Raw genomic sequence first — 13,043 nt, forward strand, 5'->3', positions numbered from 1 at the left:
GTGTTGTAATATGAATATTAGAGATCTGGAATATTTCAATTCTCTCTGCATAACTAAAAGTTTCACCAAAACCTCCAGACAATTTTATATATCCCAGCCTTCTATAACTATGGCACTTCACAGACTTGAAAAAGAGTTGAATACAAAACTCATAATAAGGGATCATTCCCAAAATCAGATATCACTTACAAAACCAGGAGAGGTTTTAGAAAAACATATCAAAAATATACTGTCTGAAATAAAAGAAGCTAAATCAGAAATATCTCGTATAAATGGTGACAAGATAAAATTGGGAGTTCCTCCTATAATAGGAGCATACTACTTTCCACTAATTTTGAAAGACCTGGTTGAACACGGCCTGGATAAATGTTTCACTTTAGTAGAGACAGGATCTGTGAAAATGAAGAAGCTGTTGTTAAAAGGCGAGGTGGATATATGTTTTATAGGATCTGTAGTCCCTATAAAAGAAGACGCAATTAGATCCCATGTCCTGACAACAGATGAATTTGCCATATGTATAAACAGAAATCATCCTTTGGCAAAAAAAGACACTTTGGACTTCAAGGAACTTTCAGGAGAAAAATTTATTTCTCTAGGCGGAGATTACGTACACAATCAGGTGTTGAAGGAATTGTGCCGCAAAAATAATATATCCACAAGTTATTTTTACAATACAGATGAAATTCAAACTGCAAAATCTCTTATAGCATCAGGCTTCGGAGTTGGATTAATGGTGCGTAAATCCGTTAAGGATATAAATGCCATAAAGACATTATCTCTCAAGGAGCCCATATATTTTTATATATCCCTGGCATTTAAAAAAGATCACCATATGGTTTTGCAGGAGAAAAAGATCATAAATATAATACTCAATTCAAGTAAAAAAATTTAATACCCATTTTACACCGGGGATAGTGAATCTCCGGTGTAAAATTTTTATTATAATTTTTTCTTTTTTCTAGTGCTGTTAATTGCCGAAATTGCTAAAATCCATAAAATTATGAATATCACAGAAATTAAAATAACAGAAAAGAACCACTCTTTAAATGGTAATTTAAAAACTACATTTAACCCATATAATGGTGTTACAAATATAACATCAAACAATATACTTATTATGGAAAATTTAGAAAGTGCAACTGCAACTTGGGCATTTAACCTGGTAATTATTAAATCTTCTATAGATACACCCATCACCATTACCCAATATCCCAACATATATATAAATAATTAATTCTTTTTTAGTATAAAAGTATATACCCAAACCAATCCATACCAATAAATAAAAAAGCGAAAAAATAAAATTGAAATATGATGATGGGGTTCCTGTTTCAATGGGAAGATTTATCACTATGCCCATAATATTTAGGATAATTAAGATTAAAATTGCAGTTTTACTTTTCAAATCTATCATGCCTCTCTTATACAAATTAGTGCTTTAAGTTCAATTATAAATTAATGAAAATAGATGATAAAAATCCACTCTAGATTAAATACTTCTTATATTTCTCATAATCTGATTTTTTACACTCCAGAGACAAAAGTATGCCGTTATTTTCATAACTGCTTGACTTTACAACTGCATTATCATTGAAATAGGATACTATATCTCCCCTGCTATAGGGAATCAGTAATTTACAGCAGACATAGTCCTCAAAAATTTTTCTGCGGATTGTTTCCACCAATTTATCCATTCCTGATTTTTCTCTGGCAGAAATATATATACAATCCTCTTTATCCTCAGGAATTTTATCTTCCACCAAATCTATCTTGTTATAACAGTAGATTACGGGAATATTATCCGCCCCCAGTTCCTTCAATGTGTCCCTGGTAACGTCCATCTGCTTTTCATAATTGGCATTTGAATAATCCACCACATGAATGAGTACATCGGCTTCTGAAACTTCTTCCAGGGTTGAGCGAAATGCCTTTATCAAGTAATGGGGCAGCTTGCTTATAAATCCCACTGTATCCGTCAGCAGAAAAGATTTATTATCCGGCAGATCAATTCTCCTGACAGAAGTCTGCAGCGTTGCAAACAGCATATCCTTTTCGAAAACCTGCTTGTCAATCGACGGATTGAACAAATCCATCATGGCATTCATCACCGTGGATTTGCCTGCATTGGTATATCCCACCAGGGCAATTACAGGCATATCCCCCCTTTTACGCCTTTTTCGCTGATTCTGACGCTGGGATACAAGCACCTCCAATTCTCTATTCAGCCCGCTGATCCTGTCTTCAATTTTTCTGCGGTCAAGTTCCAGCTTTGTCTCACCGGCTCCTCTGTTTTTAAGAGACGAACCACCTCCCTGACGATCCATGGATTCTCCAAATCCGGTTAATCTGGGAAGCATATACTGGAGCTTTGCTATCTCCACTTGAAGCTGGGCTTCTCTGGTCCCGGCCCTCTGGGCAAAGATATCAAGAATCAAAGAGGTTCTGTCTATTATTGTGCAGTTCAATCTCTTCTCCAAATTGCGAATTTGAGAAGGAGACAGCTCATCGTCAAAAATCACCATGTCTGCATCTTTCTCCTCAATAAACCTGCACATCTCTTCAATCTTACCCTTGCCCAGATAATGAGACGAATTCACTTTATTCAATTTTTGTGTTATTTTCCCGACTACTTCTATATCACATGCCTCTGCAAGGTTGAACAATTCTTCCATAAGATTGGCAAAATTCCTGTCATTATTGAGATTCACCCCTGCTATTACGGCCTTTTTTCTCTGTTCCATATACATTCCTCCATTTTATTGAAATAAAAAACACAGGCCTGCTACCTGCGCGCTGAGTAAACGGAACATACGTACTATTCAGATGCATGCAAAAAGGAGTAGATTCCACTACTGCTCTTCTCAATACACTTTTCCATACATATACATACTATCCTATATCCATATATCAACAAGGTTTCTTAAAAATAGCCAGATCAATCCCGATTACCCTACAGACACAAAGTAGAGCCTTTAATCACTATAAAATTAGTTAAATAAAGCAAAAAATCGGAATCTGATACGCATTTTCAAGCAACCCTCCTCAAATTTAAGATCACCTTTATAATATCATAGATGTTAATGTTTTACAAGTTTACGACAAAATAATAATATATATATTGACAAACAGTTAAAATTACTATATTATAGTGTTGTACCTAATATATAACATAGTATATTAAAAGGGAGTAATTGTAAATACAATGCCAACACTACGATTGGAATTCTGATCTGGCATTGTATACCAGTCAATTGGTTATAAGACTTTTAATATAATTTCTGATTTTATCTGGAATTATTTAAAAGTCTTTATTTATTTAATGAGGCGGTGATTTTATTGGAAAATTTTTATGAAAAATCTACTTCGGAAGTTTTGAACATCTTAAAAACTTCACCTAAAGGATTAAATGATTCCGAAGTAGAAAGAAGACGGCAAAAATACGGATACAACGAACTGCAGGAAGGTCACAAAAAAAATATATTCCAGATTTTTCTGGAACAGTTCAAGGACTTGCTCATAATGATATTGATAGCAGCTGCCCTGGTCTCAATATTTTTAGACAACAGCGGAAGTGCCCTGGTCATATTCGCAGTTGTAGTTCTCAATTCAATTTTAGGAACCCTGCAGCAGGTTAAAGCTGAAAAATCATTGAAAAGTTTAAAAGCTCTTTCTGCACCCACTGCAAAAGTATTGAGAAACGGAATACAGGTAGAAATACCATCCAGGGAAGTTACCGTAGGTGATATCTTATATCTGGAAGCCGGAGACTATATAAGTGCCGATGGCAGGATTATAGAAAATTACAGCATCCAGGTAAACGAGAGTTCTCTCACCGGCGAATCCGAAAATGTGTCAAAAACCGAAGACATAATAGAAGGTGAGAACGTGCCTATAGGAGACAGAAAAAATATGCTTTTCTCCGGCAGTCTTGTAACCTACGGCAGGGCAGTTATGGTGGTAACCAATATAGGAATGGACACACAGCTTGGAAACGTAGCTTCCCTCTTAAAAAACACTGAAGAAAAGAAAACACCACTTCAAGTAAATCTGGATAATTTCAGCAAGAAACTCTCAACTGCCATATTGATCATATGTATTATAATTTTCATACTGGACGTATTTAGAGGATATCCAATCATGGATTCCATAATGTTCTCAGTGGCACTGGCAGTAGCAGCCATTCCAGAAGCTCTAAGTTCCATTGTCACCATAGTGCTTGCCCTGGGAACTCAAAAAATGGCCAAGGAAAATGCCATCATAAAAAAACTCAAAGCTGTGGAGGGACTTGGAAGTGTCTCTGTAATATGCTCAGACAAAACGGGAACTCTTACACAAAATAAAATGACTGTAAAAAAGCTTTATACGGACAATAGAACCTTGAACGCCGGAGATTTGAATCTTGATAATCAGGTAGATAAAATGGCTGTACTCATGGGCATATTATGCAACGACGCCTCCTCCTCCAATGAAGAAAAAATAGGTGATCCAACTGAAATAGCCCTGGTGGATTTAGGTAAAATCTACAATCTCAATGAACTGTCACTTAGAGAAAAATATCCTAGAATAGGTGAAATTCCCTTTGATTCAGAAAGAAAAATCATGAGCACTGTCCACAAGGTAAATGATAAAACCCTGATGGTAACAAAAGGTGCCTGTGATGTACTGATAAATAGGATTTCAAAAATACAGACCTGCCGGGGAATATCTCCTATAACGGAAGAAGACAAGAAAAAAATAGAAAGAGCAAATGAAAATTTCTCAAAAACAGGACTGAGAGTACTGGCTGTAACCTACAAGGAAATAGATATTGATAAAACTGCCTTAGATCCAAAACAGGAAAACGGGCTTACATTTGTGGCATTGACGGCCATGATGGATCCACCGAGAGAAGAATCCGCCCAGGCTATTTCAAGCTGTATAAAAGCAGGAATCAAACCTGTAATGATAACCGGAGATCATAAAATTACGGCTTCTGCCATTGCCAGGGAAATCGGTATTCTAAAAGATGAAAAAGAAGCTATGGAAGGCCGTGAGCTGGATCATCTAAGTGATGAGGAACTCAGGGAAAAAGTGGACAAAATATCTGTCTACGCCCGGGTATCTCCGGAACACAAAATCAGGATAGTAAAAGCCTGGCAGCAAAAAGACAACATTGTGGCCATGACCGGAGACGGCGTAAATGATGCTCCCGCCCTAAAACAGGCAAATATCGGAATAGCAATGGGCATTACAGGTACAGAGGTCTCCAAGGACGCAGCTTCAATGGTGCTCATGGATGATAACTTCGCCACCATAGTAAAATCAGTTTCCAACGGAAGAAATATATACAACAATATAAAAAACTCCATCAGATTTTTACTATCCGGAAATACAGCAGGTATACTGGCTGTGCTATATACTTCTCTGGCTGCACTGCCCATACCGTTTACTGCAGTCCATCTGCTGTTTATAAACCTTATTACGGACAGTCTTCCGGCAATTGCCCTGGGGCTGGAACCCTATAAGCACAATGTGATGAAGGAAAAGCCGAGAAATATAAATACTCCTATTTTAACAAAAGCTTTTGGCAGGGGAATATTGATTGAAGGATTTATTATAGCTGTATGTACCCTCTTTGCCTTCCATACTGGCCTGAAAACAGGAGATAATATGCTGGCAAGTACCATGGCATTTTCCACCTTGTGCATGTCAAGATTATTTCACGGCTTCAACTGCAGATCCAGAGAATCTATTTTCAGAATCGGATTATTTTCAAACAAATATGTATGGATTGCTTTTGGACTGGGACTGGCACTTTTAAGTTCAGTATTATTCCTGTCCCCGTTGAGAACCCTTTTTGAAATAAGGCAGCTTTCCTTAAATCAAATTGGAACTATATGTTTATTGTCTTTCATGCCATTTGCACTGATACAGACCTACAGGCTCATATTCGTCAAATCTGAAAAATCCAGTTAAAAAACATCCATCATAAAATACCCACTGATTTGCAGTGGGTATTTGGGTACCTTTGGATATTTGTGCATTTGACATGTATATGTTAAAGTGTTATGGTTATATGTATAACAATAAATATGAAAAATGTTACAATGTTACTAGCGCTTAATCAATTTGAACGGGAAAACCAATTTTGGGGTGAATCCTGCTGTAGGCAGGTAGGGTTAATTTCTTCGATCCGAATCCGTCAGCTAATCTCGTAAGCGTTGAAGGGAAGTTTTTGGTATACACGAATTTGTATTTTTTGATATACCTTTGAATTATGGCTTTATAAGCTGCGGAGACTTCTCTGCAGCTTATTGTTTTTTGATTATCCAGCAGCTTCCATGTAGCACAAATAATTCTTTATATTATATTGTTAACTTTTAAAAGGAGTGTTTGGTTTGAGAAGGAAATACTGGAATATACCACTATGGAAAGACGTCACAGAAGATGAGTGGAACAGTTGGAAATGGCAGATTTCTAACAGACTTACCACATTGGAGGAATTGGAACAGGTAGTGAATCTTACTGAAGACGAAAGAAACGGAGTAAAAGCTAGTCTCAAAAAACTAAGGATGGCAATAACACCTTATTATGCAACATTGATTGATCCGGATGACTATAATTGTCCTATTAGAAGACAAGCAATTCCCACCATAGAAGAGACCAAAATATCAGAATGTGATATAAATGACCCACTGCATGAAACTCTAGATTCCCCCGTTCCCGGATTAACCCACAGATATCCTGACAGAGTACTCATCCTTGTTACTGAAAAATGTTCTATGTACTGCAGACACTGCACAAGAAGGCGGTTTGCAGGGCACGATGATAATTCCCTATCAAACAATGATATATTAAAAGCTATAGAATATGTAAAAGCTCACAGCGAAGTTAGAGATGTATTGATATCCGGCGGTGATGCACTGTGTATTTCAGATGAGAAGCTTGAATTTATATTAAAGGAGATAAAAAAGATAGATCACGTTGAAGTCATAAGAATTGGAACCAGGGTACCAGTTGTCATGCCTCAGAGAATAACCAGCAGTCTGTGCAGAATGATAAAAAAATATCATCCGGTTTGGATTAACACACATTTTAACCATCCAAACGAGGTAACCGAAGAATCAATGCTGGCCTGCAAGATGCTTGTTGATTCAGGAATTCCCCTTGGAAATCAATCAGTACTTTTAAAAAATGTCAATGACTGTCCTTATATTATGAGAAATCTTGTACAGAAATTAGTAAAAAACAGAATACGACCTTATTATATATACCAATGTGATCTATCCCAGGGTATTGAACATTTTAGAACACCAGTTTCAACTGGCATAGAAATCATGGAGCTTTTACGCGGTCATACCTCTGGATTTGCAGTACCCACTTTTGTAATTGACGCTCCAGGCGGCGGCGGAAAAATACCTGTAGGTCCCCAGTATTTGATCTCACAGACACCTGAAAAATTAATACTCAGAAACTATGAGGGTGTATTGTGTACTTATACTGAGCCATCAGATAAAAGCCACCACTGCAAACATTGTGGACTATGTGAAAAATTTAAGAAGACTAAACGTGAAGGTCTGGAAAAATTGTTTAGAAATGAGAGAGTATGTTTGACTCCCAGCAATAATGCAAGAATGGAAAGGAGAAGACAATATAATGAGTGCAAGCAGTTGTCAGCTAAATAATTATTATATGAAAATAGGTAAGGATAAAATATGTGTGGACTACATCAACAGTCGTGTGAAAATAATCAAATTTCACACTATGTCAGTTCAAAATATAAAAAGACTTATTCATTTTGTTTCAAGACAGCGTCTTGGAAAAATCATATGCAACTGTGATATTGAATATCTGGATAATTTTATTAAAGCAGGTTTTGAATTGGAAGGTAAAATAGATGGCTATTTTAAAGGTAAGGATGCATTTTGTATGTCCTATTTCATCAACAAAAACAGAAGACTCTATAGTGAACATTCTAAAGAGGACCTGATTTTAAGACAGAGCTTGAATAAGAAGGACACTTTTATCTATAACAGCAGCAATTTCAACTACCACATAAGAAATGCAGCGGAAAGTGATATAAAGAATATGATAAAATTATTTTCCCAGATATTTTCCACTTATCCCTCTGAAATTTTCAGTGAAGATTATCTGAGAAACACTTTGAATAAAAAAGTCCTATATAAGGTGGCTGTGGACAATGACAGCAGAATAATCGGCATAGCTTCAGCGGATCTGGATAGAGAAAATTTGAATGCAGAAATAACCGACTGTGTCACTCATCCACATTATAGGAATAAAGGCATACTATCTAATATAATCTATTCCCTGGAATTGGAGCTTAAGAAAATGGGATTTATAACCCTATATAGTCTGTCCAGGGCTATACATCCGGGTATTAATTTTGTACTCAGCAAACAGGGCTATACATTCAGAGGAAAGCTTATAAATAATTGCAATATATGCGGTGGTTTCGAGAACATGAATATTTGGGTGAAAAATATCACCAAGGCCTGAAATTTACAGGACAGCATATAGATACTGAATATTTTTAATAAGCAGAGAAAAGCAAAAAATTTTCCCTGCTTATTTTTTCACAATACAAAATATCACTGACATGGCCCTTTAAAAGTTTATATTTTGTTTAGAATTAGTTTATATAAAGTAGAGACATGTATTTTAAAATATAATTAGGAGGTACTTCCAAATAAAATGTAAGGAGATGCAAAAATGAAAGTAGGGAAAAAAACGGCTATGGCAATAAGTTTTACTGTAGGAATAGCAATGTTTGCCACTACAGCTTTTGCTGAAGTCACATCCAAAAGCGGCTATGACCAGCTCAAGGATTCATTGAAGTATACGGCAAAAGCCTGCACCGGTGAACTTTCAAACTACACTGTAGACACATCCTTTGTCATAAAGGACGGCACCAATGTGGTATATTCCAGCAGTGATCTGTCCAAATACGATATATCTAATAAATCAAAGGAAGCTGTAAATTCAACTTACAACGGCTCAAAGAAAGCTGAAAGCTACTACTATGTAGACAAAAATACTAAAATAAATAAACCCGAGAATTCTTCCTCTTATTCTGTGACCAATTTTACAGATGGTACAAGCTGGAATATAACAAATCCTTTTGATGAAGACAGAGCTTCCGATCTTGAAAAAATAGCAGATGCCATTGTGGGGAATTTAAAAGATTCCGTTGCAGTCAATACAAAGCAGGATGGATCCAGAGAGCTTTCAGGGTCCTTGAACAATACCCAGATACCATCACTTATAAATGCACTGGTATCCTTTCAATTCAAAAACTCATTTGGAGGAAATACTGCTGCCAGTTCCTCCGGAGAAGAAGGAACTGATGGAAGATTGAACGTTCCCAGACTCGCGGACAATATATTTGTAAAAAATATCAAGGGAACTGTTACTACAGATAAGAATGGGTTGATCAAAACTGTACTTGGATCAGGGGTTCTTTCAGGTACCGATAAAAGCGGCCAAAATCACAATTTGACCTTCGAACTGCTGCTGAAAATAGATAATATAAATTCAACTACAGTAAAAAAGCCTGATCTTTCAGGTAAAAAGACAATAGTACAGACCGCCAACTCCTCAAACCCTGGTAAATTGTCCAACCCTGAAAAATATCTTGGAAAGTATACCCAAAATATCACAATTGAAAAAGATGGAAAATTCATAAAAATAGGTGAAGCCACAGTAACTATTGAAAAAATAGATAACAGTACTATAAGCGGAACCTATGAAGCAAAATATACAAGCGGCTATGAAGATGGAAATCAGAAATTGAATTTCAGCGGTAATTTTGACAAACAAAAAAATGGTGGTGATGCCTTCAATGCAACTGTTACTGCAACCGGGGATTCAAAGGAAACTGAAAAGGGCCATCTGTATCTGAACCCAAATTATGCAAATATAGACTTTAACCTGGAGACAAATGATCCTGTTTTTAATCCACAGTACGATAAGGTATTCGACTAATACAAAATATCAAAGTTCAAAGAATAAATATGAAAGGTGAAGATTTTCGGTGAATACCGGAAATCTTCCAACATTTGATATTTAAACTTCGACAATCGAGCTTTAAAAAAGGAAGGTGTATGAATGGAAAAAGCTATTGAAATCAAGAATTTGTGCAAGACATATAAAAACGGGAGGGGCATAGACAATATAGACCTGGATATTCAAAAGGGAGATATATTCGGATTTCTTGGACCCAATGGTGCCGGAAAAACCACCGCCATGAAGATAATGACAGGTTTAATGAAACCGGACCGCGGTGACGTAAAAATACTCGGTCACAGTATTCTAACGGAATTTGAAAAGGCAATCTACAATGTGGGATGTATCATTGAGACTGCAGAGGCCTATCCATATCTGACGGCTTTTGAAAATCTGAAGCAGTTTTCCAGATATTACAAAGATGTGGATGTCGGCAGGATCGAAGAAATCCTGGATATGGTGGGACTCTTAAAGCACAAGGATGAAAAGCCCGTGAGATTTTCCCTGGGAATGAAACAGAGACTTGGAATTGCAGCTGCACTTCTGTCCAGACCAAAAGTCATAATTCTGGATGAGCCATTAAACGGCATGGACGTGGAGGGAATGATAAATGTTCGAAATATCATCAAGAGCCTGGCAGAAAAGGAATCAACCACTTTCTTTATTTCAAGCCATCTCATTCACGATATTGAATTGACCTGCAAACATGTTGGAATCCTATACAACGGCAGGATTATCAACGTAGACAGTACAGAAAACATATTAAACAGTTATGCTTCCCTTGAAAATTATTTTGTCAGCGAGGTAGAGAGAAATGGTAGAATTTAAAAAAGCTCTAATAAATGAAATGGAAAAATTGTATAAAAAGAAAAAAGCCCTGGCAGCAGTTGTACTCTCCCTGATCTTTATTGTATTTGGACAGATTTTCATATCCATAGTGAGAAATAATTTCGGTGTTCAGGGGGTTTCCAGCAGCGAATTTCCTCTGCTTATCCTCTCCATAATTATAAATACACTGCTCCCGCTGTTTGTGGCACTTGTAACCATAGACAGCTTTTGCGGCGAATTTTCCCAGAACACCATGAAAATAACCTTGACCAGGCCCATTACCAGATTAAAACTGTATTCGGCAAAAATAGCATCTATATGTGTATTTATATTTTCGCTCCTGATGCTGTCCATGGTGTTTTCCATAATATCAGGTCTTATATTTAATTCAAACTCCTTCAATTTTTTAGATATATTCAAAATAATAATTTCCTACACAGTAACCCTACTGCCCATGGTAATTCTGTGTCTTGTAATTGTTCTATTTGCAAACATATTTAAAGGTGGAATAGCCGTATTTTTTCTGTCCATACTTGTATTTATAGCCTTTAAAGCCTTTGAAATTTTCATTCCTTCATATTCGGGCATTTTCTTTACATCCATATTTGGATGGTACAACCTGTGGATTATGGACAACATTCCTGTCTTTAAAATTTTCAGGGAATTTATGATGATGCTCAGCTATGCTATAATATTATTTACAGCCGGGTACTACGTATTCGATAATAAAGATTTCTAGCAAATAGAAGGGATAGAAATGGATATAAAAAAACGACTTATCATCTACAATAATTTAACCATAATAATTCCATTTATAATCACCGGCATAGTTGCCTTCATATTTGTATTTGTTTCCTCAAAATTCTTCAATACAAGTATAACCTACAGTGACTTCAAAAAGGCTTCTCTCACAAAATCGGAACTGTTGAATGTGTCCAAGGACATAGCAAAATCAAGCAGTAAAAGTATTAAAGACGACGATGAATTTCAGGAATATCTGGGAGAGAAGCTTTCGGCTGTAAATGGAAAAATTGTAATAGTCAAAGATGGAAATATAGAATTTTCTTCACCGGATCTGGGAAAAATTGATACTGCAAAATCTTTAATGGAGTCAGGCAATGCTTTAAGAAAATCCCTGCAGATAAAAGACACCCATTATTCAATCGACAGCTTTCCACTGGCATTTAAGGATGGATCCTCCGGTAAAGTCATATTCCTGGTTCCAGCTGCAGTGAAACCGGATATTTTTAAAAATTTCATCATCACCGTACTGCTTACCTTCTTTATCTGTTTTGCCCTGATGAGCATAATTATATCTTATGTATTTTCCAAAAAGATACTAGAACCCATCGCCCTTTTAAAAAAAGCTACGGCAGAAATAAGCCGGGGTGATCTGGATTTTGAAATTGCAGAAAGCGGAGATATGGAAATAAGGGAATTGTGTTCCGATTTTGAAAAGATGAGAATACAGCTGAAGGATTCTGTGAGAATGAGGATGAAATATGATGAAAACAGGAAAATGCTGGTGTCCAGTATATCCCATGACCTAAAAACTCCCATAACCTCCATAAAAGGTTATGTTCAGGGAATTTTGGACGGTGTTGCAAATACTCCTGAAAAATTAGAACATTACTTAAATACCATAAACATAAAGACACAGCAGGTTGACTCCATGATTGACGACCTGCTGCTCTATTCCAGGCTGGATTTAAAACAAATTCCATTTACATATGAAAAAACGGATATTCTGGAGTACTTCAGGTGCTGTATTGAAGAAAGCAGAATGGAACTTGCCAAATCAAACATAAAAATAGATCTTCAGAACAACCTGGATAATTCGCAATTTTTCAGGGTCGACAGAATCAGATTTATGAGGGTGATATTGAACATCATAGACAATTCCAGAAAATACATGAATAAAAAATCCGGCAGAATAAGCATAATTTTAAGAGAAACAAAGACCAGCATCATAATTGAAATAAAAGACAACGGATCCGGAATCGGAAAAGATGATATAAACAAAATATTCAACAGATTCTATAGAGCTGACTCTGCAAGGAGCAATGCCAGGGGAAGTGGATTGGGACTTGCCATAGCAAAGCAGATTGTAGAAGGTCATAATGGAAATATCTGGGCTAATTCCAATATAAATGAAGGCACAAGCATAATAATATCACTTGCCAAACTTTTTTAAAATCATAAAATCCATACAT

General features: G+C 36.3%; 10 protein-coding genes and 1 riboswitch. Of the genes, 8 read left to right on the top strand and 2 right to left on the bottom strand.

Annotation, left to right across the window (positions count from 1 at the left end):
- The first annotated feature begins 10 nt into the window (after positions 1-10).
- Positions 11-892, top strand: coding sequence for a LysR family transcriptional regulator (locus tag CLLU_RS04580; RefSeq protein ID WP_106008399.1), 882 nt, complete (start codon positions 11-13; stop codon positions 890-892).
- Positions 893-939: 47 nt separating this feature from the next.
- Here the strand turns inward: CLLU_RS04580 and CLLU_RS04585 are convergent, their stop codons facing one another.
- Positions 940-1,200 (bottom strand): hypothetical protein, encoded by a 261-nt coding sequence (locus tag CLLU_RS04585; protein WP_106008400.1) that lies wholly within the window; start codon positions 1,198-1,200, stop codon positions 940-942.
- 284 nt (positions 1,201-1,484) lie between these two features.
- A complete protein-coding gene (hflX, locus tag CLLU_RS04590; protein ID WP_106008401.1) occupies positions 1,485-2,741 on the bottom strand; it encodes a GTPase HflX in 1,257 nt (418 codons plus the stop codon).
- 595 nt (positions 2,742-3,336) lie between these two features.
- Between hflX and CLLU_RS04595 the strand changes: the two genes are divergently transcribed.
- The 7 genes from CLLU_RS04595 to CLLU_RS04625 all read left to right on the top strand — a co-directional run bounded on the left by CLLU_RS04595 (position 3,337) and on the right by CLLU_RS04625 (position 13,024).
- Positions 3,337-5,955: a calcium-translocating P-type ATPase, PMCA-type gene (locus CLLU_RS04595; RefSeq protein WP_106008402.1), complete on the top strand. Its 2,619-nt coding sequence runs from the start codon at positions 3,337-3,339 to the stop codon at positions 5,953-5,955.
- A 131-nt stretch (positions 5,956-6,086) separates the two neighbouring features.
- Positions 6,087-6,215, top strand: a riboswitch (cyclic di-AMP (ydaO/yuaA leader).
- A 162-nt stretch (positions 6,216-6,377) separates the two neighbouring features.
- Positions 6,378-7,664, top strand: a complete 1,287-nt coding sequence (kamA, locus tag CLLU_RS04600; RefSeq protein ID WP_106008403.1) for a lysine 2,3-aminomutase — start codon at positions 6,378-6,380, stop codon at positions 7,662-7,664.
- Positions 7,636-8,496: a putative beta-lysine N-acetyltransferase gene (ablB, locus tag CLLU_RS04605; RefSeq protein ID WP_106008404.1), complete on the top strand. Its 861-nt coding sequence runs from the start codon at positions 7,636-7,638 to the stop codon at positions 8,494-8,496. The genes kamA and ablB overlap by 29 nt, the downstream gene beginning before the upstream one ends.
- A gap of 213 nt (positions 8,497-8,709) precedes the next feature.
- Positions 8,710-9,981, top strand: a complete 1,272-nt coding sequence (locus tag CLLU_RS04610; RefSeq protein WP_106008405.1) for a hypothetical protein — start codon at positions 8,710-8,712, stop codon at positions 9,979-9,981.
- 123 nt (positions 9,982-10,104) lie between these two features.
- Complete coding sequence (locus CLLU_RS04615) at positions 10,105-10,830, top strand: ABC transporter ATP-binding protein (protein ID WP_106008406.1); 726 nt, start codon at positions 10,105-10,107, stop codon at positions 10,828-10,830.
- A complete protein-coding gene (locus tag CLLU_RS04620) occupies positions 10,817-11,569 on the top strand; it encodes an ABC transporter permease (protein WP_106008407.1) in 753 nt (250 codons plus the stop codon). The genes CLLU_RS04615 and CLLU_RS04620 overlap by 14 nt, the downstream gene beginning before the upstream one ends.
- A gap of 18 nt (positions 11,570-11,587) precedes the next feature.
- Positions 11,588-13,024: a sensor histidine kinase gene (locus CLLU_RS04625; protein WP_106008408.1), complete on the top strand. Its 1,437-nt coding sequence runs from the start codon at positions 11,588-11,590 to the stop codon at positions 13,022-13,024.
- Positions 13,025-13,043 lie beyond the last annotated feature (19 nt).

It is taken from the genome of Clostridium luticellarii, assembly GCF_002995845.1.
Taxonomy (GTDB): Bacteria; Bacillota; Clostridia; order Clostridiales; family Clostridiaceae; genus Clostridium_B; species Clostridium_B luticellarii.